The sequence below is a fragment of the Streptomyces cacaoi genome (assembly GCF_006539165.1).
GTDB lineage: Bacteria > Actinomycetota > Actinomycetes > Streptomycetales > Streptomycetaceae > Streptomyces > Streptomyces cacaoi.
Genome location: NZ_BJMM01000006.1, coordinates 28,144 through 52,591, shown reverse-complemented (window position 1 = coordinate 52,591; position 24,448 = coordinate 28,144). Strand labels below are relative to the sequence as shown.

Sequence of the window (24,448 nt, the reverse complement as noted above, 5' to 3'; positions counted from 1 at the left end):
CCCGTCGTCGCCGCGGCTTCTGCCGTCGCTGCACGATCCTGCGCCACTCGACGCGACGGCGCCACCACGACGACCGTCGGTGATCGACCGGGACCACAAGGTGACCTCAGGGGGCCGCACACCCCCTCGTGGCGACCCGGAATCCAACTCCCCGCTTTTAAGGTCTTGTTTTCCGACCTTTTTCTCCTCACGATGGCTGGCGTTCCGACGGCGAGGAGGAGAGCGATCCATGGCCGGCAGCACACACACGGCGGGCGGGCAGCCGCTGCCCGGAGGGGCCGAACGCCGATGACCACACACGAAACCCCCGGCGCCGCACCGTCGCAGGCGCCCGCACAGGCACAGGACGAGCAGCAGCGCGAGCTGCACCGGCTCGGCTACCAGCAGGAGTTGAAGCGGTCCCTGGGGCTGAAGGATCTGCTCGTCTACGGGCTGGTCTTCATGGTCCCCACCGCGCCGTTCGCCATCTACGGCTCGGTGTTCAACTTCTCCAAGGGCATGGTCGCGCTGACCTACGCCATCGGCTGCATCGCGATGATCTTCACCGCGTTCAGCTACCGCGAGATGTCCCGGGCCGTCCCGCTCGCCGGCTCCGTCTACTCCTACGCGGGCCGCGGGGTCGGAGCGCCGTTCGGCTTCCTGGCGGGCTGGGGCGTCCTGCTCGACTACCTGCTCATCCCGACGCTGCTGTACGTCACCGGCGCCGCCGCGCTGCACGCCATCGTGCCCGGGGTGCCGCAGTGGCTGTGGGTGGTCGTCTTCGTCGCCGTCAACACCGGGGTGAACCTCGCCGGGGTCGAGCTGTTCGCCTGGGCGACGCGGCTGTTCCTCATCGGCGAGAGCCTGGTGCTGCTGCTGTTCCTGGTGCTCGGGGTCGTCGCGGTCTCCCACGGCGTCAACGGCGCCCACTTCAGCTGGGACCCGCTGTTCAACCCGGAACACTTCCACGTCGGCATGGTCTTCGGCGCGCTGTCGGTGGCGGCGCTGTCCTTCCTCGGCTTCGACGCCATCTCGACGCTGTCCGAGGAGGTGAAGGGCGGCCCGAAGCTGGTGGGCCGGGCGACGATGCTGTCCCTGGTCATGGTGGGCTCGCTGTTCGTCGTGCAGACCTTCCTGTCCGGCCTGCTGCTGCCGGGCAAGACGCACTTCTCCGGTGACACCGCCACCAACGAGGCGTTCTACACGGTCGCCGACCTGGTCGGCGGAGGCTGGTTCAAGGCGGTCGTGGCGCTGACCGTCGCCCTGTCCGCCGCGCTGGCCAACTCCCTCGCGGCGCAGGGCGCGACCTCGCGGCTGCTGTACTCCATGGCCCGGGACCGGCAGCTGCCGAAGTTCCTCGCCCATGTGCACCCCGTGCGCAAGGTGCCGCAGCGCGCGGTGATCCTGGTGGGCGGGATCAGCGTCATCCTGGGCGTGTTCTTCGTCGGGCAGATCGGGCTGCTCTCCAGCATGGTCAACTTCGGGGCGCTGTTCTCCTTCCTGCTGCTGCACATCTCGGTGGTCTCCTACTACCTGGTCAAGAAGCGGCAGCGCACCTTCGGCATGCACCTCGTGGTGCCGCTGATCGGCTTCGCCGTCATCGCGTACGTCCTCTACAACGCGGACGCCAAGGCGCAGATCGCGGGCGGCATCTGGATCGTCATCGGGTTGGCGGTGATCGCGGTCCGCAGGGCAACCGGGCGGCCGATCACGCTGACCCAGCCGGAATGAGCGCCACGGCGGCCGCGCTGGCCGCCCTTCGGCTGGAGACGGAGCCGCCGGCCTCGGTCTCGGTGTGGTGCGGGCGGCCCGGACGGCCCTCCGCGTTCCGCTTCCGCGCGGACGTGCCGCACTACGCGGCCAGCCTGATCAAACTCGCCGCGCTGCGGGCCGCGGCCCGCACCCTCGACCCGGCCACCGAGGTGCCGGTGCACGACGAGTTCCGCTCCGCGCACTCGGGCACCTACCGCACCGACCGGGCCTACGACAACGACGAGGAGCCGTGGCGGCGCCTCGGCGGGACGGCGCCGCTGGGCTGGCTGTGCGAGCGCATGGTGTGCTCCAGCAGCAATCTGGCCACCGACCTGGTGCTGGAGCGGGTCGGTGTGGCCGCCGCGGCGGCCGAGGCGCCGGCCGGGATGACGCTCACCCGGCCGATCGGCGACCACGCGGCGCGCGAGGCGGGGCTGACCAACACGGTCACCGCCGAAGCGGCGGCGGCGCTGGTGTCGGCCCTGGCGACGGAGCAGGAGGGGCGGCTGCTGGAGCCGCTGCGCCGGCAGCTCTACCGCGCGGAGATCCCGGCGGCGCTGCCGCCCGGCACCCGCGTCGCCAACAAGAACGGCTGGGTCGACGGCGTACTGCACGATGCCGCGCTCGTCGAGCCCGACGACGCGCCCGCCTACGTCCTCGCCGTGTGCACCAGCGGGATGGCCGAGGAGGCCGCCCGCGCGGTCATCCACCGGGTGGCACGGGCCAGTTGGGACGACCGCACGAGACCGGGCACGGGCCCGGAGACGGAGGAGTCCGATGCCCGTCGTTGAACTGCGCACCCACCGCGTGCGGGTGCCCCTGCACACCCCGTTCAGCACCGCCGTGCGCACCGTGGACCACGTCGAGGCCGTCCTCGTCGAGGCGCGCGACGAGGACGGCCGGTCCGGCTGGGGCGAGGCCACGGAGAACTGGCGGGTGACCGGCGCGAGCCTCGCCGGGATCGAGGCGGCCGTCGACGGTCCGCTGCGGGCGGTCGTCCTCGGACGCGACCCGGACGCGACGGAGCCGCTCACCCGGGACGTCGGCCGCGCCGTCCAGGGCAACCAGGCGGCCCGCTCCGCCGTGGACTGCGCGCTGCACGATCTCGCCGCCGTCCGGCTGTCGGTGCCGCTGGCCCGGCTGCTCGGTGCCGGGACGCTGCGGGTGCCCACCGATGTCACCCTGGCCGCAGGGCCCGCGGAGCGGATGCGCTCGGCGGCCGAGCAGCGCCGTTCCGAGGGCTTCGACGTGCTGAAGATCAAGCTCGGCGATCCCGGCGGCGACGATCTGCGCCGGCTGAAGGAGATCGGCGCGGCCGTCGGCCCCGGCGTCCGGCTCCGCATCGACGCCAACCAGGGCTGGACGCCGAAGCAGGCCGTCCGGCTCATCGGGGAGTTCGAGCAGACCGGCCTGGACATCGAGCTGGTCGAACAGCCGGTCGCGGCGGGCGACTTCGACGGGATGGCGTATGTGACGGCCCGGACGGGTGTGCCGGTGATGGCGGACGAGTCGGTGTGGTCACCCGCCGACGCGCTGCGTCTGATCCGGACCCGGGGCGCCGACCTGATCAACATCAAGCTCGCCAAGTGCGGTGGCCTGCGCCCCGCCCGCCAGCTGATGGCGCTGGCGGAGGCGGCCGGTGTCGGCGTCGTCCTCGGCTCGATGATGGAGACGCACGTGGGCACGGCGGCCACCGCCGCCCTGGCCGCCACGGCCCGGCCGGGCGGGCTGCTGCCCGACCTCGACGCCGCCTGGTGGCTGTCCCGCCCACCGGTCACCGGCGGCATGGTCTACGACGGTGCCGAGCTGTGCCTGCCGGACGCCCCCGGACTGGGCATCACCGGCCTGGCGCACACGGCGTAGCGGAGCCACTGCGCGCCGGGCACACCGCGCACGACGAACGCACCCCTGCACGGCAGAAGCGCTCGCACAGCCGCGGAAACCGCACACCACGCGGGGACGCTCAGCACCGGGCCCCGCACAGGCCCCTACGTCCCCACGTCCCCCTGTCCCCCGCCCGTTCCTCACCGAGGAGGCATCGCCATGCCCACCAGCGTTCCCCGCCCCGGCCGCCGCCGGGCCACCGCCGCGCTCACCGTCCTGGCCTCCGCCGCCGCGCTGGCCCTGCCGTCCGCCACGGCGCACGCGGCCGGTCCGCAGCGCGCCGGCGCCGACGCGCCCTCCGCCCCGTCCGGGACACCGCCCACCGCATACGTCGACGTCGCGGTGGCCACCGTGTGGACCGGCCCCGACAGCCCCCGCCCGGTGGACGCCCCCGCGCTGACCGACCCGGTGCACCCGGATGCGTGGCAGCGGGCCATGACCGGCGAGCAGCAGAAGGAACTGGTCTCCGAGGGGCTGACACAGACCCAGGTGCAGTACGGGCGCCCGGTGTACGTCCTGGAGAAGAAGGACGGCTGGAGCAAGGTCGCCGTACCCGACCAGGCGTCGCCGAAGAACCCACTCGGCTACCCCGGCTGGATACCCGACGCACAGCTGACCCGGAACGCCCACTACGGAGCGGTCTCCGCGCACCGGCCCTTCGCCCTCGTCGACAAGCATCTGAAGACGCAGCTGTACGACGACCCGCAGCTGCGCTCGACAACCCTGCGGATCGGGGTGAACACCCGGCTGCCGGTGCTCGGCAGAACCGGGAAGGCCGTACGGGTCGACACCCCGGACCAGGGCCCCAAGTGGCTGTCGGCCGGGGAGGTCTCCCTCCACCGGCGGGAGAGCGACATCCCGCGGCCGAGCGGCGACGACCTGGTGCGCTTCGCCAAGAAGTTCCTGGGCCTGCCCTATCTGTGGGGCGGCCGGTCCGGCTTCGGCGTCGACTGCTCCGGGCTCACCTCCACCGTCTACCAGGCCCAGGGCATCGAACTGCCGCGGGACGCCGACGCGCAGGCCCTGCACGCCGGGGGCCGGAAGGTCGCCAAGGACGACCTCGCGCCCGGCGATCTGCTGTTCTACGCCCACGACTCGGGCACCGGCGCCATCTACCACGTCGCCCTGTACGTGGGCGACGACAAGATGATCGAGGCGCACGATCTGAAGCCGGTCCGCATCAGCCGGGCCCGCTTCGACGCCGACTACTGGGGCGCCATGCGCTACCTGCCCTGAGCCCGTGCCCGGCCGCGCCCCGGCGCGGGGCATGCCGCACCGGTGACGGGACACGCGCGCGCGGCCGGGCGGTGAACGCGCGGCCGGACGGGCTCGTCCCACCCGACCGCGCGGCCGCGTTCAGGCCGGTATCGAACGCTCCCGGGGCTCCAGGGGTTCCGGACGGTCCGCGAACTCCCCTCCCGCATACGCGATGTGAGCCTCCGGGGATTCCGGCAGCGGTGCGGGCCGGGCCCCGGCGTGCAGGCCCGGAGGCAGCGGGTCGTGGCAGAGGCGTTCGGCGGGCAGGCCGGCGCGGGTGAGGGCCGATGCCACCGTGCGGACCATCGCCGGGGGCCCGGCGAGCAGCGCGCGGCCGGGGGTCGGACCGCCGCTGCGGGTCGCCGCGCGGGCCAGCCGGTCGTAGCGCCCCTCCCCCGGCGCACCGGCGGACACCGGGACGACCGTCAGCCAGGGCCGGGCCTCGGCGAACCCCGCCACGTACTCCCTGTCGTAGGGGCCGGACGGCTCGTCGGCGCCGAGCAGCAGGCGCACCGGTGGCCGGGCCGCCGTCTGCCGGGGCTCGGCCGGCTGTTGGTCCAGCTGGTGCAGGAGCGCCTTGGCTGCGGCCCAGCCGGTGTCCCATGCCACGAGCAGCAGTTCGCCGTGCCCGGCCGTGTCACCGAGGGCCAGCGCGCCCTTCGGCGGGCCGAGCCGGATCTCGTCGCCGGGCGCGGTGTGCTCGACGAGGGCCTCGCTCACCCCGCCGGGGCCGGTCATCCGGATGTGGAACTCGACCTCGCCGTCCGCGCGCGGGGCCCCGGCCAGGTGGTACGGGCGCCAGGCGTGCGGCAGCCGCGCCGACTCCACCGTGGCGTGCTGGCCGGGCCGGTACCGGTAGGTCTCGTGCGGCCGGGCCCTGAGCACCGCGAGGCCCGGCGTCAGGAGCTGATGGCGGGTCACGGTCGCACGCCAGGAGGCGGGTTCGCGCAACGCGGAGTCGGCTCCGCGGACCATGGCCCGCACACCGCAGCGCAGCATGCGCACCCACGCCTCCTCCAGCTCCGGGGTCCAGCGCTCGCCGGCCCGGGCACGCAGCGCCTCGCACAGGGCGGCCTCGAACGCGGCGTACTGCGCGGGCCGGACGCCCAGCTTGCGGTGGTCGCGGCCGAGTTGCTCGAACCGTTCGGCGATCGTCTCGGGCCGGTCGAGGTGTTCGATCAGGTACCACAGGGCCCGGGCCAGATGGGCCTGCTGGAACTCCATGGAGGCCGGGAAGAGGGAGCGCAGCGCCGGGTGGCGGGCGAACAGTGCCTCGTAGAGACGGGTGATCAGCTGGTCGAAGGGCGCCACCAGGTCCAGCGTCCGCAGGATGGTGTGCTGGTCGGCGGCCCCGTCGTACGCCTCGTCGGACGCCGGGGAGGCGGCGCCCGTGCCGGTCTCCTCGGGGGCGCCGCCCGGGGAGAGCAGCCGGCGGCGCAGCCGCATGGCGTCGTGCCGGGCGAGCAGTGTGTGGTAGGCGCCGTCCTCCACGCTCATGTTCAGCACCCCCTTCCCGTGTCGGTCCCCGTGCTGTTCCCCGTGCAGTCCGCGCTGCCCGCGTGCCGCGCGCCGCCGGTGGCCCGCGGCCCGGGAAGGGCCGGAGCGGGGGCGGACCGGTGCGGCCGGGCCGGTGCGGGGCAGGGGAGTTGCCGCAAGAGGCGGGGCATGGGCGGGCTCCTGGAGATGTAGGGGGTGGCGGGCGGAACCGGCCCTCGGGCCGGACACGGGCGCCCGGTGGAACGCCGGCCAGTATGGCATTCCGGGCATTTGCCCCAACGGCCCTGGTGAGCGGGGACGTTCGGCCCTGGACACGGCCAAGTGACCGTGCTGCGGCCGCCGGTGAAGACGCCGGTGGGGGCCTTCGGACCGGCGGGCCCGGGGACCTTCGGACCGGGACGGGGCCTGCACGGCCCTACGGCTGCGGGCACGGTCCCGCGAAGCATGGAGCCGCCGGGAAGGGCGCGTCTCCCCCGTTGTCATCCGTCCCTTCCCGGCTGCCTGTTCCGTGCCAGAGGTGGAGGACGCGTCCCCGTGGACGTCATGAACACAGATACACACGCACAGCCCGCCCGCAGCGGGCCGCCGGACGGTCCGGCGGCGCCGGGGCGGGCCCGGCGCCGGCTGCCCGTCGAGTGGCTGACGACCACCGACCACAAGCAGATCGGGACGCTCTACCTGGTCACCGCGTTCGCGTTCTTCGTCGTCGGCGGGGTGATGGCGCTGGTGATGCGGGCCGAACTGGCCCGCCCCGGCATGCAGATCATGTCGAACGAGCAGTTCAACCAGGCGTTCACCATGCACGGCTCAATCATGCTGCTGCTGTTCGCGATGCCCCTGTTCACCGGGTTCGCCAACTGGATCATGCCGTTGCAGATCGGTGCGCCGGACGTGGCCTTCCCCCGGCTGAACATGCTCTCCTACTGGCTGTTCCTGTTCGGCGGGCTCATCGCGGCGGCGGGGTTCCTCACCCCGGGCGGCGCGGCCGACTTCGGCTGGTTCCTCTACGCGCCGCTCTCGGACGCGGTGCACACCCCCGGCCTGGGCGGCGATCTGTGGATCATGGGGGTGGCACTCACCGGCTTCGGTTCCATCGGCGGCGCCGTCAACTTCATCACCACCATCATCGGGATGCGCGCCCCCGGGCTGACGATGTTCCGGATGCCGATCTTCACCTGGAACGTGCTGCTGACCTCGCTGCTGGTGCTGATGGTCTTCCCGGTGCTGGCCGCCGCGCTCTTCGCCCTCGAATGCGACCGCAAGTTCGGCTCGCACATCTTCGACGCGGCCAACGGCGGCGCGCTGCTGTGGCAGCACCTGTTCTGGTTCTTCGGCCACCCCGAGGTCTACATCCTCGCGCTGCCGTTCTTCGGCATCGTCAGCGAGATCGTGCCGGTCTTCTCCCGGAAGCCGATGTTCGGCTACGTCGGGCTGATCGGCGCCACCATCGCGATCGCCGGGCTGTCGGTGACCGTGTGGGCCCACCACATGTACACCACCGGCGGGGTGCTGCTGCCCTTCTTCTCCTTCATGACGTTCCTGATCGCGGTGCCGACGGGTGTGAAGTTCTTCAACTGGATCGGCACCATGTGGAAGGGCTCGCTGTCCTTCGAGACACCGATGCTGTGGACCATCGGCTTCCTCGTGACGTTCGTCTTCGGCGGGCTGACCGGCGTCATCCTCGCCTCGCCGCCGATGGACTTCCATCTGTCCGACTCGTACTTCGTCGTCGCGCACTTCCACTACACCGTGTTCGGCACCGTCGTGTACGCCATGTTCGCCGGATTCCACTTCTGGTGGCCGAAGTTCACCGGCAAGATGCTCGACGAACGCCTCGGCAAGATCACGTTCTGGACGCTCACCGCCGGCTTCCATCTCACGTTCCTCGTCCAGCACTGGCTGGGCGCCGAGGGCATGCCCCGCCGGTACGCGGACTACCTCGCCGCCGACGGCTTCACCGCGCTCAACACCCTCTCCACCATCGGCTCGTTCCTGCTGGGCATCTCGATCCTGCCGTTCTTCTACAACGTCTGGAAGACCGCGCGGTACGGCACGCCCGTCGACTGCGACGACCCGTGGGGGTACGGCCGCTCCCTGGAGTGGGCCACGTCCTGCCCGCCGCCCCGGCACAACTTCCTGCGGCTGCCGCGCATCCGCTCCGAGTCGCCCGCCTTCGACCTCCACCACCCGGAGATCGCCGCGCTGGAGACGGCCCCGCAGCGGACCGCCTCGCTGGAGCCCGCCGGGGCCGCGCACTCCGAACGGACCCGGTGAACGACGGCCCCGCCATCCCGGGGCCCACACCCGCGGGGCCCCGCACACCCGAGCGCCCCGCGCACCCCGCGGCCCCCGGCACACCCGGCGGCCCGTACACCGCAGGAACCGGAAGCCCCCGGAGCGCCGGCACCGGCAGCCGGAAGGAGCCGAGCCCGGACGCACCGGAACGAACAGCCGGAAGCCCCGGAACACCGGAAGCACCGGAAACGCCGGAGACCCCCGGAACCGGCCGACAGACAGGAGCAACTCGCCGTGTCCCAGCCCGTACTCGCTCTGGGGATCGCCGCCGTGAGCGTCTCCGGCTGCGTGTGGTACCTCCCGGCGCTGGCCGACGTCCGCGCCGGGGCCGACCGCCCCCGCTCCCGCCGGCCCGCCGCCCTGGCCTGTCTGACCGGCTGGGGCACGGTCGCGCTGCTCGTCCCGCTGGCGCTGCTGGCATCGCCGTGGCCCGCGGTGGCCGCGGTGGCGGCGACGGGGACGGTCCTCACCGTGGCGCTGGCACTCGGCGCCCGGCACCGGCGCAGCCGGGAGCAGCGGGAGGCCTCCGCGCAATGGGCCGCGCTGCGCAGCCAGTTGGGCACGCCACCGCCGAGGCGGACGGCCCGGGCGCTCATGACCGGGCTGACCGGCGGGCTGCTGGCGCTCTCCGTGGCGGCGTCCGGGGCGCTGCTCGCGGGGGTACCGGCGCCCACGGTGCTCGTCGGCGCCGCCGTCCTCGTGGTGGCGGCGCTGGCCCTCGCCGCCGCCTGCGCCAGGCCCCCGGCACACGGCACCCGGCACGACGGCGGACGGCACGACGGCGGACGGCCGTGACGCCGTGACGCCGTGACGCCGTGAACCGCGCCCCGGGCGCGGGCCCGGACGGTTCACGGCGGCGGGGTGCAGCCGCGGTCGCGGACGAGGTTCCGGGCCAGTTCGGTGAAGGCGCGGGCGGCGGTGCTGCGGTAGGCCCCCTCGCGGTGCAGCAGGGCTGTCGGCGCGGTCCAGCAGTCGCACACCGAGGGCGCATTCCCGCTGTTCGACCTGCCGGGAGAGCGTGGGCACTCCGCCTGCGGCACGATGAGCGCCCTGGCCGAAGGCCATGATCTGTCGGGCGCCCCGGCGGTCGCCGACTGGCTGGGGCACGCGGACGCCGCCGTGGCCCGCACCGCCGGCATCCCCGCAGGCCGCCGGAAACCGGAGGCCCTGATCCGCCGGAACGTGTACGCGCAGCTCACGAACCCGACCTCGCAGTCCTCGGTCGCGCGGGGGCTGGCGGAGAAGCAGGTGACGCCGCACGGCTGGATCCTCGTCATCGCCACCGGGCGCGTCGACGCCCTCGGCACCGCCGGCACGGGCGCCGCCCTCGCGTCCCGACCGACGCGCCCGGCCCCGGACACCCGTACGGACCCGCTCGCGGCGCGGAACCGCGACACCCCGGAACCCGCCGCTTCAGCCGTGCCGCGCGGAACGGCACCCTCGACAACGGAACCCCGCCCCGGAAAGGAACCCCCTCATGCCACACGCCCAGTTCGACCCCACCGCCCGCCAGAACCTGGCCACCCGGGCCGTCGAGGCCAAGACCCGCAAGGACCTCACCTGGCAGCAGATCGCGGACGCCGCCGGCCTGTCCGTCGCCTTCACCACCGCGGCCGTCCTCGGCCAACACGCCCTGCCCGAGCAGTCCGCCCGGGCCGTGGCCGAACTGCTGGGCCTGGACGAGGACGCGGTGATGCTGCTCCGGACGATCCCCACCCGCGGCTCGATCCCCGGCGGCGTCCCCACCGACCCGACCATCTACCGCTTCTACGAGATGCTCCAGGTCTACGGCACCACCCTCAAGGCCCTGGTCCACGAGCAGTTCGGCGACGGCATCATCTCCGCGGTCAACTTCAAGCTGGACGTGCAGAAGGTCCCGGACCCCGAGGGCGGCGAGCGCGCCGTCATCACCCTCGACGGCAAGTACCTGCCGGCCAACCCCTTCTGACCCGAGGGCACGTCCGCACCGGGTGGTGCGGGGCGGCCCGGCGCACCGGACCGGCCGGCACCACCGACGACCGACGCCCCCGCCGCCGCGCGGCGGCCCGCCCCCACCGCTTCGGAGCACCCCATGGACTTCGGCCTCGGGGAACATCGGTACAGCGGTTGGCGCTGAGATTGATCATGACTAGGGCGTGAGGGTACTGACCCGGTTCTCGTACTCGCGGCGGGCCTTGCGCCGGGCCGGGACCGCGAGGAGTCCCTGGCCGCCGTCGAGCGGCTGGGAGCGGGCGAGGAGCCCTCGGTGCACGGCGGGGAGGGCGCTGACGCGCAGGGTGTAGCCCTGGCCGCGCCGTACAGTCAACTCCTGGTCGAGCGCGGCGCGCTCGGCGGGCTCCAGCTCGGTGGTGCGGAGGCAGTCCGCGACCTTGCCCGGCATGTCGAGGGTGACCGGCAGCTCCAGCGCGCGGGAGACGACGTACGCATTCCGGCTTCGGATCAGGCTGGTCGCTTGGAGGCATAGCGGGCGAGCGTGGTCTCTACCGCTTGCTCGACGGCGTAACGAATGTCGGAGGCTGTGGGGTTCCAGTCGGTCAGCAGCATGCGGGGCCACAGGACGTAGTTGGCGATCATCCCGAGGAACTGGTTGGCGGCGCTCTCTGCGTCCGGAACGTCGGCGTTACCGGCCTCGTGCTCCGACTCCAGGTAGCGCTGGACAGAGGTGAAGTAGGGCAGCTTGCCGAGCTGGAACTGCATCCGTCCCAGTTCGGGGAAGCGAGGCAGCTCGGCGATGACGATGCGGAACAGGGCTGTCATACCGGGCCGGCCGATCAGGTCGGCGTAGCGGTGACCGATGGAGGTCAGGCCGGAACGCAGATCTCCGGCCGGAGGCCGCGCGACGGCGCCGGTGGCGTCACGCTGCCATGACTCCGTGACGATGGCCTCGAAGAGGGCTGCCTTGGTGGGGAACTGCTTGAACAAGGTGGACTTCGAGACGGTCGCCCCTTCGGCAATGCGCGCGAGGGACGTGCCGTCGTAACCGTGGTTCAGGAAGAGGTCCGTGGCCGCGGAGATGATCGCCTCACGCTTTTGCTGGGCGAGACGGCGGTGGTGTGCGGAGAGCTCTGCTGCCATGCGTGCAGTATGCCCCAGACCCGAGGCGAGTCACTTGACTCGCCTCTTTGGGGCTGCCTACGCTGCAACGGAAAGGCGAGTCAAGTGACTCGCATCTGATGACGGTGCCCGATGTCTCTCCGGTGCCGTGTGATGGGGGGTAGCGGATGACAGCCGACCGGATCGCTTTGGTGACCGGTGCGAACCGTGGTCTGGGCCGGAGTACGGCTCTTGCGCTGGCGGCGCGCGGGGTGCGCGTCGTGGTCACTCATCGCGGTGATGTGGCCGGGGCCGAGGAGACACAGCAGCACGTGCACGCTGCGGGTGGGACCGCCGCTGCCGTGCGTCTCGACATCAGCGACGTCTCCTCTTTCGGAGCTTTCACTTCCGAGCTGAGCGGGCTGCTTGAGCGCTGGGGGGCTTCGCGGCTCGATATCGTGGTCAACAACGCGGGGGTGGGTGTCTTCGGGCCACTGGAAGCTGTCACGACCGACGACTTCGACACGGTGTTCGGCACGAATGTGCGGGGCACGTTCTTCTTCATCCAGTCGCTTGTGCCGATGCTGGCGAAAGGCGCCCGCGTCATCAACGTCTCGTCGTCGTTGACTCGCCACACCAGCCCCGCGACCTCGGTCTACTCCGCCTCGAAGGCCGCCGTCGAGGCCCTGAGCCGCACTCTGGCCGCAGAACTCGGCCCCCGAGGTATCCGGGTCAACTCCATTGCCCCGGGGCCGACCGCCACCGACTTCAACGGCGGTGCCATGCGGGATGACGCCGGTATGCGCCAGGGTCTGGCCGGGCAGACCGCGCTTGGCCGCGTCGGCGAACCCGAGGAGATCGGCGACGCCATCGCCACACTGGCGTCCGACGGCCTGCGCTGGATGACCGCCCAGCGCATCGAGGTCTCCGGCGGCGCCCTCCTGTGACCGACCGAGCGGGTCTGTCCCGGGCCGCAGGCAACAGCGCGCCGGATTCATTCCGCGCCGGTCTCGTCCTCATCCGGCTCCGACGCGTCCGGGTCGCGCGCACCTCCCCCGGCGACTCCCCCCGGCACCTCCTCCCGCTCGGCCCCGCGACCGCGCGCGAGCACGTGTTCCGCGTTCAGCGCCGGTGCCCCGGGGCGGGGCCCCGTCCGGCCCGCGGAGAGCGGACCTTGCGAAACTGCTGCCATGGAACCCGAACCGCACCCCGTAGCCGACGCCCTCGCCTACCTGGCCGGCGAGTGGACCGTACGCCGCGAGCTGTCCGACCGGATGTCCGGCGGCAGCGGCCGGTTCACCGGACGAGCCGAGTTCCGGGAGGACGGCGGGGACGACGCGGGCGGTGCGTGCGAGGAGGACCACGGAGCCGGGGAGGGCGGTGCGTGGCTGCACGTCGAGGAAGGCGTCCTGGAGTGGGGCGGTACGCACCGCGCGGCCGGGCGGACGCTGCGGCTGGTCCCTGAGCCGGACGGCACGGCGCGGGTGTTCTTCGCCGACGGCCGCCCCTTCCACGACCTCGATCTGCGCGACGGCCGGTGGACGGCCCCGCACCACTGCGGAGCCGACTACTACGAGGGCCGCTTCACCGTCGTCTCGCCCGACGAGTGGCGGCTGCGCTGGACCGTGCGGGGACCGGCCAAGGAGCAGACGCTCGACTCCGTGTACCGGCGGGCCGGCAGCTGACGGCTCCCGCCCGGCCGACGGGCCCCGGCTCAGGCCCGGTTGCCGGAACGGGAGACGGACCGCTCCGTGAGGGTGCGGACGCACCAGCCGATGAACACGGCGTTGACGAGCGCGCAGACGAGCAGCGGCGGCAGGAACGCCCACGGCCCCTCCGGCAGCGGCAGCGCCAGCACGGCCAGGCTGAGCGGGAGGGTGGCCAGCATCGGGATCACCCCGGCCATGGACTCGCCGCTGCTGTCGCCCGCGGTGACCACGGCGGCCCACACCGTCAGGCCCACGCAGACCGCCAGGTAGACGAGCGCGGGCACGCTCGTGAGGGCGCGGCGCAGGGTGTGCGGGAGGGAGCGGCGCTCGGCGGTCATGCGGAGGGATCTCCTTGTTCGTGGCGTGCGCGGACGGGCGTTGACGGGCGTTGACGGGCGTTGACGGGCCTGGACGGGCGCGGTCCTGCCTGGGCGCGCCGGACGGGCGGGGACGTACGTGAGGAGTGCGTGAGGAGTACGTGGTGCGTGGTGGTGTGCGGTGGTCTCAGCCGCCCGAGCGGTCGCGTGCTTCCTCCCATGGGCCGTGTGCGCCGTCCCGTCGGCCGTGTGGCTGCGGTGGCGCGTCCGGTCCGGGAGGGTTCGCCCTGGCCAGGCCCAGGTCGTAGGCGAGGATCGTGGCCTGCACGCGGTCGCGCAGACCGAGCTTGCGCAGCAGCGCGTTCACATGGGACTTGACCGTCCCGACCGCGATGTCCAGCTTCTCGGCGATCTCCGTGTTGTTCAGCCCCGAGGCGACCAGGGTGAGGACCCGGCGTTCCTGGGCGGTCAGCGCGCCGAGCATCCCGGCGTCCGTCTCGGGCTGCGGCTCGCCGGCCGGTCCCCCGGCGTAGTGGCCGATGAGCCGCCGGGTCGCGGACGGCGCGAGGATGCCGTCGCCGGAGGCCACCGTGCGGATGCCGGCGGGGAGTTCGTCCGCCCTGACGTCCTTGAGCAGGAAGCCGGAGGCACCGGCGCGCAGCGCCCCGAAGACATAAGTGTCGAGGTCGAAGGTGGTCAGCACCAGCACGCGGGGCGCGTCCTCGCGGCCGGTGAGGATCCGGGTGGCGGCGATGCCGTCGAGTTCGGGCATCCGGACGTCCATGACGACGACGTCGGGGGCGAGTTCACCGGCGAGGCGTACGGCGGTGACGCCGTCGCCCGCCTCCCCGACGACCTCCATGTCCGGTTCGGCGTCGATGATGGCGGCGAAACCCGCCCGCACCACGCTCTGGTCGTCGACGACCAGCACTCTGAGGGTCATCGGGGGTCCTCCTCGTCGCCCGTGCGCGCGCCGTGCCGCGCCGCCGGTGCCTGTGGTGTCTCCGCTGCGCCCGGCACGGTCTCCGGCGCGCCCTGTGTCCTCGCCCCGCCGCCCGCGCCCGCGCTCCCGGTCACGTCCACCGCCGCCGGTGCCGTGCCCGCGCACACGGCGGCCGGTGCGCCCGCCGTGTGCTCCGCGCCCCGCGGCAGGCGCAGCCGGACCGCGTCCGGAGGCCGGGTGGTCACCGTGCCGCCGAGTGCGGCGGCCCGCACGGCCAGCCGTTCCCGGGACGCCGGACGCGTGGCGCGCGGCACACCGGAGGCGTCGAGGGTCAGCTCCCCGTCCGCGAGGTCGAACATGAGCCGGGCGGGTGCGTCGCCGGCCGCCTCCAGGATGATCTCGGCGGCCCGGTAGGCGGCGAGGTCCACCTCGGCGGGCAGCCGCTCGGGCAGCCGGGCGCCGAACCGCACCTCGACCTCGCGTCCCGTGGCCCGGTACTGCTGGACCAGCAGATCCAGCGCCTCCAACGTGGGCTGCGGACGCAGCGCGGCGTGCTGTTCCCCGTCCCGGACGGTGTCCAGCAGGGAGCGCATCGCGGCGAGGGCGTCGCGGGCGCGGGCGGCGGTCTCCTCCAGGCGCCCCGCCTCCGCCTCGGCGATCATGTCGGCGGCGCGGGCCAGCACGGTCGTCTCCAGCCCGGCGGTGATCCGGCGGCGCTCGGCCCACGCGTCGCGTACGGCCTCCTGCGTCCAGGCCGCGACCTGTTCGTCCCGCGCGGCCTCGGCGGCCCGGCCGCGTCCGCCGTACCAGGTGCCGAGGCCCCAGGCCGACGCGGCGGCCGCCGCGGCCGCGGCCGTCGCCACCCCGGCGACCGCCGGGAGCGGCGCGGTGACCCCGCAGGCGAGGACGGCGCCGGTGCCCGCGACCGCGTGCACGGCGGCGGCCACCGCGGGCACGGCCGGACGCGGCAGCGCCGCGAGGGCGCTCACCGGGCCGCCGTCCCCGGCAGCGTCCCGCGCGGCGAGGACGGCCAGCGCCACGCAGGTGGCGAGCATGCCGAGCGCGGGCGGCAGCGCCGCGACGCCCGCGTAGTCGCCGGCGGCGACGGCGGCGGGCCACAGCCCGGCCAGGACGAGCAGCGCACCCAGCGCTCCGGAGGCGGACCGATCCGTGCCGTGCAGCTGACGGCGCAGCCACAGCAGTGCCGTCACCTGCGCCGCGGCCAGCAGTGCGAACAGCAGTCCGGCCGGGACGCCGTGCCCGGGCTGCCGGGCGGTGTCGTGCAGGACGAGCGACGGCACCAGCGGCTGGACGAGCAGCCCGGCGGCAGCGGCGAACTGTGCCACCCGGTACCGGCGCGGCACCCCGTCCGAGGGCGCTTCCGCGCTCCGGCCGGGCAGCACCGCGCGCACCTCCCAGCCCCCTTCGGGGGTCGGACCGGTGGTGAGGGTGCCGCCCGCCTCGCGGGCCCGGCCGCGCAGCAGGTTCTGGCCGCGCCCGCCGCCGAGACCGGCGCCGCGCGCCGTGGGCCCCGCCGAGGCGTCCGGCGGTGCGTTGCTGACGACGATCTCCGTACGGTCGTCGTCGTAGGTGCAGCGGACGGTGGTCGCGGCGCCGGAGGCGTAGCGCACCACGTTGGTCAGCGCCTCGCGGACGATGCCGTACGCCGCGTCGCCGACGGCGCCCTCGGGCAGCGCCTCCAGATCACAGGTGACGGGCTGGCCCAGGGACCGGAATCCGGCCACCAGTTCCCGCAGCCGTTCCTCCGGCGCGGGCACGTCGTCGGCGGACGGTGCGGGCGCCCGCACCGCGCCCAGCGCCCTGGTCACCTGGCGGCCGGTCTCCGCCGCGAACTCCAGGGCCTGTCCGGCCATCTCGGGGCGGCGCTCACGCAGCCCGCGGGCGGCCTCCACGGTCACGACGACCCCCGTCAGATGGTGCGCGCTGACGTCGTGCAGCTCCCGCTCCATACGGCGGCGTTCGGCAGCGGGCAGCCGGTGGCGCTCCGACTCGGCGCGGCGCAGCCGCAGTTCGGCGGCCCGCCGCGTGGCCCGCACCGCCCGCAGCCGCATCCCGGCCCCGGTCGCGGCGGCGTACAGCAGCGCCGTGAGCGCCGAGCCGAGCCCCTGGTGGTCGCCGAGGCCGTGCAGGGTGATGCCGTGTGCGGCCTGCCACACCGCGAGCGTGCCGGTGCACAGCAGCGCGGTGGTGGTGTCGTGCTCGACGGCCACGGTGCCCAGGGCCAGCGCGACGCCCGCCGTGCCCAGGACGGCCAGCGCGCCCGTCGGCAGCGGGTCGGCGCCCAGCGCGCAGGCCGCGGTCACCAGCAGCAGTGCGGGCACCGGGTGCGCGCGGCGCAGCCCGAGGGCGGCAGCGACGACTCCGGCCACGACGGCGGCCGCGAGCAGCTCGGCGGCGGCCGGGGCGGCACCGCGCAGCAGCGCCGCGCCCGGCCACACCGCGGCCTGCGCGCCCAGCAGCAGGACCGGCAGCAGTCGGTTGTTGCTCGTCTTGACCGTCATCACGGTCTTCAGGGTCTTCACGATGGCTTCAGGCTATGGCCGCCCGCCGCGCCCGGGCATCGGGCCCCGGGCCGATGACCACCTCTAACCAGGGGTGGAGACGCTCCGGCCCCGCTCCTCCGCACGGCCGGGCACCGGCGCGGCCCCCGCCCGGCCGCCCGGGCCCGCGCCCTGCCGGGGAGAGCGCGCCCGATCTCCCTCTGTCACGCGGGTGGGGCGGACGAGGACGACCCGGGCGCGCGGCACACGCAGCGCGGCCTCGACCCCGAGCCCGGTCGCTCGTTCGGTCGCCGCGCCCATCCCACCCTTCGGCTCTGCCGCAGTGAGTGCGTGCGCCTCACCTCGGCGGCCGGAAGGCTGCCGTGGGGGACAGTCAGCGACGCCGCAGGGACGGGTCGAGCAGTGCGGGCGGGGTGTCGTTCTTCTCGTGGGCGGCGAGGTCGGTACCGGGGGCGACGATGCCGTCGATCGCGTCGAGCACGTCCGCGGGGAGCGTGGTGTCTGCGGCGGCGAGCTGCGAGTGCAGGTGGTCCAGCGTGCGGGGGCCGATGAGTGCGCTGGTCACGCCGGGGTGCGCGGTCACGAAGCCGAGTGCGAGCTGGATCATCGTCAGGCCGGCCTCGTCGGCGACTTCGGCCAGTTGCTCGACGGCGTCGAGCCTGGCCCGGTTGGAGGGGATGGTGGTGTCGAAGCGCTGCGGCATGAACGTCGAGCGGTTCGTGGTGATCTCCCTGCCCTCGCGGATCGCGCCCGACAGCCAGCCCGAGGCCAGCGGGCTCCATGCCAGCACACCGAGCCCGTACTGCTCGGTCACGGGCAGGACGTGGGCCTCGATGCCGCGCTGGAGGATCGAGTAGCTGGGCTGTTCGGTGACGTAACGGCTCAGGTGGTGCTCGCGGGCGGCCCACTGGGCCTCCACGATGCGGTGGGCCGGAAAGGTCGAGGATCCGAGGTAGCGGATCTTTCCCGCGCGCTGCAGGTCGGTCAGCGCCGACAGGGTCTCCTCGTCGCTGGTGTGCGGATCCCATCGGTGCATCTGGTAGAGGTCGACGTGGTCGACGCCGAGCCGACGCAGGCTGTCCTCCAGCGCGGTGACCAGCCAGCGGCGCGAGCTGCCCCGGTGATTGCGCTCGTCGCCCATCGGCATGGTCGCCTTCGTGGCCAGCACGATGTCGTCGCGGCGGCCCGCGATGGCCCTGCCGACCATCTCCTCCGATTCACCGCCGCTGTACATGTCGGCGGTGTCGATCAGGTTGATCCCGCCCTCCAGGGCGGCGTCGACGATGGCGGTGGCCTCGTCCTGGGTGGTGCGCCCGATCTTCCCGAAGTTCATCGCGCCGAGCGCGAGGGTGCTGACCTGCACACCGGTGCGGCCCAAGGTGCGGTACTGCATGATCGTGTCTCCTCGTTGCGGGTGCGGCGTGGTGCGTTGCACGGCTTGGTTGCCGAGCCCCTGCTCTGACATCATGAGCAAAACGGAACCTCGTTCCGAACAGTACGGAACACGGTTCCGTTTTTGCAAGCGGCGAGCGGAAGGAGCAGTGCGGTGGACGACAGCGACGCGGGCGCAGGACAGGCAGGACAGGCAGCCCCGTCCAGGCGGAAGGACGCCCGGCGCAACCAGAAGGCCCTGCTCGATGCGGCCGCCGCGGTCTTCGTCGCGTCAGGCGTGGACGCGCCGGTACGCGACATCGCGGCCGAGGCCGGCGTCGGGCTGGGCACGATCTACCGCCACTTCCCGACGCGAGCGGACCTCATCATCGGCGTCTACCGGCACCAGGTCGACGCCTGCGCCGACGCAGGTCCGGCCCTGCTGGCGACCAGCCCCTCCCCGCACTCCGCACTGGGGCAGTGGATCGACCTCTTCGTCGATTTCCTGGTCACCAAACACGGACTCGCCGCCGTGCTCCAGGCCGACAGGACCGGGTTCGAGGCGCTGCACGCCTACTTCCTCGACCGCCTCGTACCCGTCTGCACCGAACTGCTCGAAGCCGCGACCGCCGCCGGCGAGATCCGCTCCGACATCGACGCGTACCAGCTCATGCGCGGCGTGGGTAATCTCTGCGTCGGCGCGGACAGCGACCCCCGCTACGACGCACGCCGCATGGTCGAACTCCTCATCGCAGGGCTACGCCGCCCACAGCACTGACCTCGGCGACACCCCCTCTACGACGCGGCGCCGCTGATGGACGGGCAGCCCTTCGGGACGGCGGCGCCCGGCCTCGGGGCCGAACCGGCGGCGCTCGCCGCCCTGTCCACCGAGTTCCACGTCTGCTGGTACCGCCTCGGAACCGGCGCCCGGCGACCGCTCCCCCGGCGACGGGAAACACGAGCAGCGCCCGAAAACGTGAGCAGCAGGGGCGGGGCCACGGTGCCGGGCCGCCGCCGGCGGGCCCGGGGCGGCCCGTCCACGCGGCCCGGACGACGGTCGGCGGGACGCCGCGCGACCCCGTGGGCAGGGGCCCGAATGCGAGTAGCCAAGAGATCGGATTCCCGTTCAGAATGGGCTCTCGCGCTCCGGCGGAGCGCACAGCCGCCGCCGTCGGCGTGGCAGGCGGGAAGACGCGGGCGCGCCGAGCCCGGGCCCGCCGTCCCCTTCGCATCCCGGAAGGAGTCCTCATGACGCATGCCCGAACGCGCCCGCGCCCCCTGTCGCTCGACGAGGTCCGTGCCCGGCTCGGTGAGCCCGAGGGCACGGCCACCGACAAGATCATCGACCATATCGACGACCAGTTCCGCCGCTTCATCGCGCACTCCCCGTTCCTGACCATGGCCACCTCGGATGCCGCGGGGCGCGCGGACTGCACACCGCGCGGCGACTACCCCGGGTTCGTGAAGGTCCTCGACGCGCACACGCTGGCGATCCCCGACCGGCCGGGGAACCGCATCGCCGACTCCTTCCGCAACCTCGCCGAGAACGACGGGATCGGGCTGCTGTTCCTCATACCGGGCATGCGGGAGGTGCTGCGCGTCAACGGCCGCGGCTACCCCACCGACGAACCCGACGTGCTCGCCCGGATGCAGACCGAGGGCAGGACGCCGGAGCTGGCGATCGTCGTGGAGGTGGAGCAGGCGTACGGGCACTGCGGCCGCGCCGTGATCCGCTCCCGGCTGTGGGATCCGGCGAGCCAGGCCCTGGCGGACGAGATGCCCACGGCGGGCGAGATGTTCACCGCCCAGCTCGGCCTCGACATCCCTCCCGAGACGCTCGACAACGCGCTCGAAGACGGGTACCGGAAACTCTACTGACCACGCACAAGGTGAACCCCATGCAGCAGACCACCATCGACCGTATCGAGCCGGTCGCCGACGGCGTCGTCTCCGTCGTCCTGCGCGGTTCCGCCGGCGCGCTGGCGCCCTGGGAACCGGGAGCGCACATCGACCTGAACCTTCCCAACTGGCTGACCCGCCAGTACTCGTTGTGCGGGGACCCGGCCGACCGGGAGCGCTACCGCGTCGCCGTCCGGTACGACCCCCTCAGCCGCGGCGGATCGGAGTACATCCACCGCTTCCTGCGCCAGGGCCGCACGCTCGACGTGTCCCTGCCGCGCAACCACTTCCCGCTGCTTCCGGCCCCCGGCTACCTCTTCGTCGCGGGCGGCATCGGCATCACTCCCCTCCTGCCGATGCTCCGGGCGGCGACCGACGCGGGCGTGCCGGCATCCCTGGTGTACGTCGGGCAGTCCCTCGCGAGCATGCCGTTCGTCGACGAACTGCGCTCCCGCTTCGCCGACCGGGTGCGCCTCGTCGCCACCCGCAGCGACGGCCGCCCGGACCTCGCCGCCCTGGCCTCCACCCTGGACCCGGCCGCCCTGGTCTACTGCTGCGGCCCCGCACCGATGCTCGACGCGGCAGAGGCCGCGTTCCCCGCCGACCGGCTGCACGTGGAGCGGTTCCGACCGGTGGCCCGGTCGTTCCCCGCCAGCACGCCCTTCGAGGCGGTGTGCGCCCGCTCGGAGCGGACCGTCCCGGTAGGGGCGGACGAGTCGCTGCTGAACGCCCTGAACCACGCGGGGCTCCGGGTACCGTCCGGCTGCCGCGAAGGCGTCTGCGGGAGCTGCGAACTGACCGTCCTGGACGGCGAGCCGGATCACCGCGACGACATCGGCGCCCCCGAGGACCGCATCTACCCCTGCGTCTCCCGCGCCGCCTCGGACCGGCTCGTCCTGGACCTGTGAACGCCCCGCGGCGGACCGCACCGCACACGCCCGACCACGCCGCCCCGAACAGCCCCGCTGCGCCTCCCTGTTGAGGCCCCGGCGCGACACGGCCGACCGCACTGTGACGCCCTGCCCGCTACCGAGTACCTCGCCGCCGACGGCTGACCCGAGAGGGCGAGCGGCTACAGTTCCGCGATCCAGGGGTGTCCCGGATGTACGCGAGCGAGGAGCTCGGCCAGGGTCTCGCGCTGAGCCGAGGTCATGTGCGGGACGGTCGCTTCGAAGTCCGCTTGATCCTTTGGACGGACATGCTCGGCTTTGAACAGCAGGACCAGTTCGGGCGCCAAGTAGGGGATGCCGTCCCGGGTGTGACGGACGATACCGCTGTAGGGGAGCCGGATCCCTGGATCGCTTCGGCAGATCCATGTGTCGCCGTCGTGCGGTTCGCGGAACACGTCGAGCAGGTAGTTTCCGGTGGCCGGATCCCGGAGCCATGTCTGGTGCACGGCGGCCAGGACCTCCGGTGTGGCGTCGTTCCAGATCCGGCCGCTGCCTACAGCGTCGAAGACATACCCGGGGAAGCGGCGGCGGACCTCGGGAAAGCCCGCGGCCGGAATCGCGATCTCGATGTCGCCGTGAGCGCGTGTCTGCGTGCCGTGGAACAGGTCCAGCGCCCAGCCCGCGGCCACGTACCAGGGCGTGGTGCTCCCGGCCAGCCGCTGCGCGACCTCACTCGGGGTCCAGCACGATGACCATCTGGCGGGGAGGGCTTCGATCTCGTCGGGTGACAACTCGACGCCGCCGCCGGGTAGTTGCTCGCTCACCGCAGGAATCTATCAGCCGCGCTGTCCGGGAGAGGCATGACAAGTAGGTTCACCGAATTGACCGTTGACTGCCACGATCCGGAGAGACTCGCGGCCTTCTGGTGCGTGGTCCTGGACTTCAAGGTGATCGACCGGAGCGAGGGCAAGGTGGAGATCGGCTCCTGGGTGCCGACCGTCGAGGATGTCCGGGCCCGCCAGATGCCGCCCACCCTGCTGTTCCTCCAGGTGCCCGAGGGCAAGACCGTGAAGAACCGGCTTCACCTCGACGTCAGCCCGATCGACGGCAGCACCGAGGACGAGGTGAGCAGACTGCTCGGCCTCGGCGCCACCAAGGCGGATGTGGGCCGAGGCGCAGACCGGAACTGGGTGGTCATGGCCGACCCGGAGGGCAACGAGTTCTGCGTCCTTCGCACCCTGGCTCCGCAGAACCGGGCCACGAACGGGCACCGATGACGCGCCGGTGCGGTGTCGCCCGAGTGCGGCTCCGGCGGGATCCGCGGCGTGACGGTACCGTGCGGCCGGTGCGCGCCCGTTGGCCGTTCTACTGCCGTCTCTCGTAGACGAGTTGCCGCGTGTCGTCCCCGTCCGGCCCGAGGAGCCGGAAGCCCGTGCGTTCGAGGACCTTCCGGCTGGCCAGGTTGTCTCTGAAGACATAGGCGCGCAGGGCGGGTTCGATGCCCGGCTCGGGGTGGGCCTCGTGCCAGTCGACGAGGGCGCGGGCGAGTTCGGTGGCGTGCCCGGCGCCCCACAGGGCGGGCGCGAGGAGGAAGCCGAGTTCGCGGTGTGCGGTCCGGTGCGGGCGGCGGAACCCGGCCCGCCCGACGAGCGCGCCGTGCGCGTCCTCGACCCGCCACTTCGTCCAGCCCGGTGTCTGCTGCTCGCGCAGGAACGTGTCGAGGCGGGCACGGGTCCGCTCGGGCGTCTCCACGCCGGACGCCATATGGGCCATCACCCGGGGGTCGGTGTGGAGCACACGCAGCGCGCCGAGATCGCCCGGCAGCCAGGTGGTGACGCGCAGCCGAGGCGTGGTCAGCACCGTGGTCCGCTCTCTCGGGGTGTTCGCGGTGGTCTCCGGCACGGTTCACCTCCGAGCGGCGGGACAGGGGCGGGCGCCGGCGTAGGGCACGGCCGCCGTGAGCCGGAGGTGCTCCTCCATGAGCCGGAGGTGCCGGTACTTCCGTGGCACGCCGGGGCTCCCCGGCGGGCCGGGGCCGTCCAGCGCCCGGCGGGAGAGACGTCGTTCGGCGGCGGGCCCGCGTCGGGTGCGGTGCGGCGTGCAGGTGTGCCGAGGCGTCACGTGGTCGGGGTGCGCAGCAGTTCGGTCGAGACCGTCCAGAGGCGCTGGGCGAGGGCGGGATCGAGCGCCCAGCGCTTGACGCCGTGGGGATGCTGCGCGAGGTCGGCGTCGTCCGGCACGGTGTAAGCCTCCTGTGCGTCGTCGAGGTAGTGCCCGCCGGAGTGCGCGAAGGCCGGATGGACGGCCGCGACGATACTGGTCGCGGCGCCCTGCTGGACCGTCTTGTAGGTGAAGACACCGGCGGCCTCGGCCGCATCGAGGGACTGCCTCTGCGCGGGGGTGAAGTTGCGCTGGAGGCCGGTGGCGACGCCTCCCGGGTTGACGGCGTTGGCGACGATCCCGTCGGGTGCCCACCGCCGGGTGGCCTCGACGGCGAACAGGGAGTTCGCCGTCTTCGAGCGGGCGTAGGCGATCTGCGGGTCGTAGTCGCGGTGCCGGAAGTGCAGGTCGTCGAAGTCGACGCCGGACCGCATGTGCGCGGTCGAACTCACCGAGACGATCCGGGCTCCGGCGCGGTCGGAAGCGCCCCGGGCCAGGGCGGCGTGCAGGCCGGTCGCGAGGGCGAAATGGCCGAGATGGTTGGTGGCGAACTGCAACTCCCAGCCTTCGCGGGTCCGTTCGAGGCCGCCGGTGACGACGCCCGCGTTGTTGATCAGAAGGTGCAGCGGGCCACGCCACGCACCGACGAACCGTGCGACGGCCGCCCTGTCGGCGAGGTCGAGCGCGGCGACCCGGGGCCGGGGCCTTCCGGTGGACCGTGCGAGGGCCTCGGCCACGGTGCCGCCCGCGACGGTGTTCCGGACGGCGAGGGTGACCTCGGCCCCGGCGGCGGTCAGCGCCCGGGCGGTCTCGGCGCCGATACCGGAGGAGGCTCCCGTCACGACGGCGCGGACGCCGGTCAGATCGTGGCCGTGCAGCACGTCGTCCGCGGTGCTGGCGGCGGTGAAGGGCGTGGAGATCAGCTGGGGCTCGGCCATGG

At 73.3% G+C, this 24,448-nt stretch carries 24 protein-coding genes and 1 pseudogene; 14 read left to right on the top strand and 11 right to left on the bottom strand.

What is annotated here, in order from left to right:
* The first annotated feature begins 288 nt into the window (after positions 1–288).
* The 4 genes from SCA03_RS07820 to SCA03_RS07805 all read left to right on the top strand — a co-directional run bounded on the left by SCA03_RS07820 (position 289) and on the right by SCA03_RS07805 (position 4,851).
* A complete protein-coding gene (locus SCA03_RS07820; protein ID WP_078873005.1) occupies positions 289–1,710 on the top strand; it encodes an APC family permease in 1,422 nt (473 codons plus the stop codon).
* Positions 1,707–2,522, top strand: coding sequence for a serine hydrolase (locus tag SCA03_RS07815; RefSeq protein ID WP_086816277.1), 816 nt, complete (start codon positions 1,707–1,709; stop codon positions 2,520–2,522). Before SCA03_RS07820 ends, SCA03_RS07815 begins: the two co-directional genes overlap by 4 nt.
* Positions 2,509–3,594, top strand: coding sequence for a mandelate racemase/muconate lactonizing enzyme family protein (locus SCA03_RS07810; protein ID WP_141275275.1), 1,086 nt, complete (start codon positions 2,509–2,511; stop codon positions 3,592–3,594). The genes SCA03_RS07815 and SCA03_RS07810 overlap by 14 nt, the downstream gene beginning before the upstream one ends.
* A gap of 180 nt (positions 3,595–3,774) precedes the next feature.
* The gene (locus SCA03_RS07805; RefSeq protein WP_086818449.1) at positions 3,775–4,851 is read left to right on the top strand and encodes a C40 family peptidase; all 1,077 of its coding nucleotides are present in this window, start codon (positions 3,775–3,777) and stop codon (positions 4,849–4,851) included.
* 120 nt (positions 4,852–4,971) lie between these two features.
* On the opposite strand, the gene SCA03_RS07800 is transcribed toward SCA03_RS07805, so the two are convergent.
* Entirely contained in the window at positions 4,972–6,369 is a 1,398-nt protein-coding gene (locus tag SCA03_RS07800; protein ID WP_086818450.1) for a globin domain-containing protein, read from the bottom strand.
* 543 nt (positions 6,370–6,912) lie between these two features.
* Between SCA03_RS07800 and ctaD the strand changes: the two genes are divergently transcribed.
* Both ctaD and SCA03_RS07790 read left to right on the top strand, forming a co-directional pair.
* Entirely contained in the window at positions 6,913–8,643 is a 1,731-nt protein-coding gene (ctaD, locus tag SCA03_RS07795; RefSeq protein ID WP_086814654.1) for an aa3-type cytochrome oxidase subunit I, read from the top strand.
* Positions 8,644–8,898: 255 nt separating this feature from the next.
* Positions 8,899–9,459: a hypothetical protein gene (locus tag SCA03_RS07790; protein ID WP_174864485.1), complete on the top strand. Its 561-nt coding sequence runs from the start codon at positions 8,899–8,901 to the stop codon at positions 9,457–9,459.
* 53 nt (positions 9,460–9,512) lie between these two features.
* Here the strand turns inward: SCA03_RS07790 and SCA03_RS36755 are convergent, their stop codons facing one another.
* Entirely contained in the window at positions 9,513–9,644 is a 132-nt protein-coding gene (locus SCA03_RS36755; RefSeq protein ID WP_268932838.1) for a hypothetical protein, read from the bottom strand.
* 16 nt (positions 9,645–9,660) lie between these two features.
* Here SCA03_RS36755 and SCA03_RS07785 point away from each other — a divergent pair.
* Both SCA03_RS07785 and cynS read left to right on the top strand, forming a co-directional pair.
* Positions 9,661–9,945, top strand: a pseudogene (locus SCA03_RS07785) (carbonic anhydrase); the annotation flags it as partial.
* 196 nt (positions 9,946–10,141) lie between these two features.
* Positions 10,142–10,612, top strand: coding sequence for a cyanase (gene cynS, locus SCA03_RS07780; protein ID WP_030879593.1), 471 nt, complete (start codon positions 10,142–10,144; stop codon positions 10,610–10,612).
* 180 nt (positions 10,613–10,792) lie between these two features.
* On the opposite strand, the gene SCA03_RS07775 is transcribed toward cynS, so the two are convergent.
* Together SCA03_RS07775 and SCA03_RS07770 are read right to left on the bottom strand one after the other, a co-directional pair.
* Complete coding sequence (locus SCA03_RS07775) at positions 10,793–11,044, bottom strand: hypothetical protein (RefSeq protein WP_230988532.1); 252 nt, start codon at positions 11,042–11,044, stop codon at positions 10,793–10,795.
* A gap of 59 nt (positions 11,045–11,103) precedes the next feature.
* On the bottom strand, positions 11,104–11,739 hold the full coding sequence (locus SCA03_RS07770) for a TetR/AcrR family transcriptional regulator (RefSeq protein ID WP_030879597.1): 636 nt from the start codon (positions 11,737–11,739) through the stop codon (positions 11,104–11,106).
* A 146-nt stretch (positions 11,740–11,885) separates the two neighbouring features.
* Between SCA03_RS07770 and SCA03_RS07765 the strand changes: the two genes are divergently transcribed.
* Both SCA03_RS07765 and SCA03_RS07760 read left to right on the top strand, forming a co-directional pair.
* The gene (locus SCA03_RS07765; RefSeq protein ID WP_086814647.1) at positions 11,886–12,644 is read left to right on the top strand and encodes an SDR family NAD(P)-dependent oxidoreductase; all 759 of its coding nucleotides are present in this window, start codon (positions 11,886–11,888) and stop codon (positions 12,642–12,644) included.
* Positions 12,645–12,887: 243 nt separating this feature from the next.
* Entirely contained in the window at positions 12,888–13,382 is a 495-nt protein-coding gene (locus SCA03_RS07760; protein ID WP_030884081.1) for a DUF6314 family protein, read from the top strand.
* Positions 13,383–13,411: 29 nt separating this feature from the next.
* On the opposite strand, the gene SCA03_RS07755 is transcribed toward SCA03_RS07760, so the two are convergent.
* From SCA03_RS07755 to SCA03_RS07740, 4 genes are all read right to left on the bottom strand, one after another.
* Positions 13,412–13,744, bottom strand: coding sequence for an SCO4225 family membrane protein (locus SCA03_RS07755; RefSeq protein ID WP_030884084.1), 333 nt, complete (start codon positions 13,742–13,744; stop codon positions 13,412–13,414).
* Between the two features lie 166 nt (positions 13,745–13,910).
* Positions 13,911–14,666 carry a response regulator gene (locus tag SCA03_RS07750; RefSeq protein WP_078873007.1) on the bottom strand — a complete coding sequence of 252 codons (756 nt, stop codon included), beginning with the start codon at positions 14,664–14,666 and terminating at the stop codon, positions 13,911–13,913.
* Positions 14,663–17,209, bottom strand: a complete 2,547-nt coding sequence (locus tag SCA03_RS07745; RefSeq protein ID WP_230988531.1) for a histidine kinase — start codon at positions 17,207–17,209, stop codon at positions 14,663–14,665. The genes SCA03_RS07750 and SCA03_RS07745 overlap by 4 nt, the downstream gene beginning before the upstream one ends.
* 352 nt (positions 17,210–17,561) lie before the next feature.
* Positions 17,562–18,581, bottom strand: coding sequence for an aldo/keto reductase (locus tag SCA03_RS07740; protein WP_086814646.1), 1,020 nt, complete (start codon positions 18,579–18,581; stop codon positions 17,562–17,564).
* 153 nt (positions 18,582–18,734) lie between these two features.
* Here SCA03_RS07740 and SCA03_RS07735 point away from each other — a divergent pair, with 153 nt between their 5' ends.
* The 3 genes from SCA03_RS07735 (at position 18,735) to SCA03_RS07725 (ending at position 21,366) form a co-directional block, all read left to right on the top strand.
* Positions 18,735–19,337: a TetR/AcrR family transcriptional regulator gene (locus tag SCA03_RS07735; protein WP_086814645.1), complete on the top strand. Its 603-nt coding sequence runs from the start codon at positions 18,735–18,737 to the stop codon at positions 19,335–19,337.
* Positions 19,338–19,807: 470 nt separating this feature from the next.
* Positions 19,808–20,437 carry an MSMEG_1061 family FMN-dependent PPOX-type flavoprotein gene (locus SCA03_RS07730; RefSeq protein WP_030884100.1) on the top strand — a complete coding sequence of 210 codons (630 nt, stop codon included), beginning with the start codon at positions 19,808–19,810 and terminating at the stop codon, positions 20,435–20,437.
* A gap of 20 nt (positions 20,438–20,457) precedes the next feature.
* On the top strand, positions 20,458–21,366 hold the full coding sequence (locus SCA03_RS07725; RefSeq protein ID WP_086814644.1) for a PDR/VanB family oxidoreductase: 909 nt from the start codon (positions 20,458–20,460) through the stop codon (positions 21,364–21,366).
* A 164-nt stretch (positions 21,367–21,530) separates the two neighbouring features.
* Here SCA03_RS07725 and SCA03_RS07720 read toward each other — a convergent pair whose 3' ends face one another.
* Positions 21,531–22,172, bottom strand: coding sequence for a nucleotidyltransferase domain-containing protein (locus tag SCA03_RS07720; RefSeq protein WP_086814643.1), 642 nt, complete (start codon positions 22,170–22,172; stop codon positions 21,531–21,533).
* 36 nt (positions 22,173–22,208) lie between these two features.
* Between SCA03_RS07720 and SCA03_RS07715 the strand changes: the two genes are divergently transcribed.
* Entirely contained in the window at positions 22,209–22,625 is a 417-nt protein-coding gene (locus SCA03_RS07715) for a VOC family protein (RefSeq protein ID WP_030884107.1), read from the top strand.
* Between the two features lie 88 nt (positions 22,626–22,713).
* Here SCA03_RS07715 and SCA03_RS07710 read toward each other — a convergent pair whose 3' ends face one another.
* The gene (locus SCA03_RS07710; RefSeq protein WP_086814642.1) at positions 22,714–23,250 is read right to left on the bottom strand and encodes a GNAT family N-acetyltransferase; all 537 of its coding nucleotides are present in this window, start codon (positions 23,248–23,250) and stop codon (positions 22,714–22,716) included.
* Positions 23,251–23,465: 215 nt separating this feature from the next.
* Positions 23,466–24,446, bottom strand: coding sequence for an SDR family NAD(P)-dependent oxidoreductase (locus SCA03_RS07705; protein ID WP_030884111.1), 981 nt, complete (start codon positions 24,444–24,446; stop codon positions 23,466–23,468).
* Positions 24,447–24,448: the final 2 nt, after the last annotated feature.

Excerpts from the sequence above, each read along its gene's own strand:
- SCA03_RS07820 (WP_078873005.1), top strand. The coding sequence starts at position 289 with ATGACCACACACGAAACCCCCGGCGCCGCACCGTCGCAGGCGCCCGCA.
- SCA03_RS07755 (WP_030884084.1), bottom strand. The coding sequence starts at position 13,744 with ATGACCGCCGAGCGCCGCTCCCTCCCGCACACCCTGCGCCGCGCCCTC.
- SCA03_RS07765 (WP_086814647.1), top strand. The coding sequence starts at position 11,886 with ATGACAGCCGACCGGATCGCTTTGGTGACCGGTGCGAACCGTGGTCTG.
- SCA03_RS07740 (WP_086814646.1), bottom strand. The coding sequence starts at position 18,581 with ATGCAGTACCGCACCTTGGGCCGCACCGGTGTGCAGGTCAGCACCCTC.
- SCA03_RS07770 (WP_030879597.1), bottom strand. The coding sequence starts at position 11,739 with ATGGCAGCAGAGCTCTCCGCACACCACCGCCGTCTCGCCCAGCAAAAG.
- SCA03_RS07760 (WP_030884081.1), top strand. The coding sequence starts at position 12,888 with ATGGAACCCGAACCGCACCCCGTAGCCGACGCCCTCGCCTACCTGGCC.
- ctaD (WP_086814654.1), top strand. The coding sequence starts at position 6,913 with ATGAACACAGATACACACGCACAGCCCGCCCGCAGCGGGCCGCCGGAC.
- SCA03_RS07805 (WP_086818449.1), top strand. The coding sequence starts at position 3,775 with ATGCCCACCAGCGTTCCCCGCCCCGGCCGCCGCCGGGCCACCGCCGCG.
- SCA03_RS07775 (WP_230988532.1), bottom strand. The coding sequence starts at position 11,044 with ATGCCGGGCAAGGTCGCGGACTGCCTCCGCACCACCGAGCTGGAGCCC.
- SCA03_RS07705 (WP_030884111.1), bottom strand. The coding sequence starts at position 24,446 with ATGGCCGAGCCCCAGCTGATCTCCACGCCCTTCACCGCCGCCAGCACC.
- cynS (WP_030879593.1), top strand. The coding sequence starts at position 10,142 with ATGCCACACGCCCAGTTCGACCCCACCGCCCGCCAGAACCTGGCCACC.
- SCA03_RS07815 (WP_086816277.1), top strand. The coding sequence starts at position 1,707 with ATGAGCGCCACGGCGGCCGCGCTGGCCGCCCTTCGGCTGGAGACGGAG.
- SCA03_RS07725 (WP_086814644.1), top strand. The coding sequence starts at position 20,458 with ATGCAGCAGACCACCATCGACCGTATCGAGCCGGTCGCCGACGGCGTC.
- SCA03_RS07810 (WP_141275275.1), top strand. The coding sequence starts at position 2,509 with ATGCCCGTCGTTGAACTGCGCACCCACCGCGTGCGGGTGCCCCTGCAC.
- SCA03_RS07730 (WP_030884100.1), top strand. The coding sequence starts at position 19,808 with ATGACGCATGCCCGAACGCGCCCGCGCCCCCTGTCGCTCGACGAGGTC.
- SCA03_RS07750 (WP_078873007.1), bottom strand. The coding sequence starts at position 14,666 with ATGACCCTCAGAGTGCTGGTCGTCGACGACCAGAGCGTGGTGCGGGCG.
- SCA03_RS07800 (WP_086818450.1), bottom strand. The coding sequence starts at position 6,369 with ATGAGCGTGGAGGACGGCGCCTACCACACACTGCTCGCCCGGCACGAC.
- SCA03_RS07715 (WP_030884107.1), top strand. The coding sequence starts at position 22,209 with ATGACAAGTAGGTTCACCGAATTGACCGTTGACTGCCACGATCCGGAG.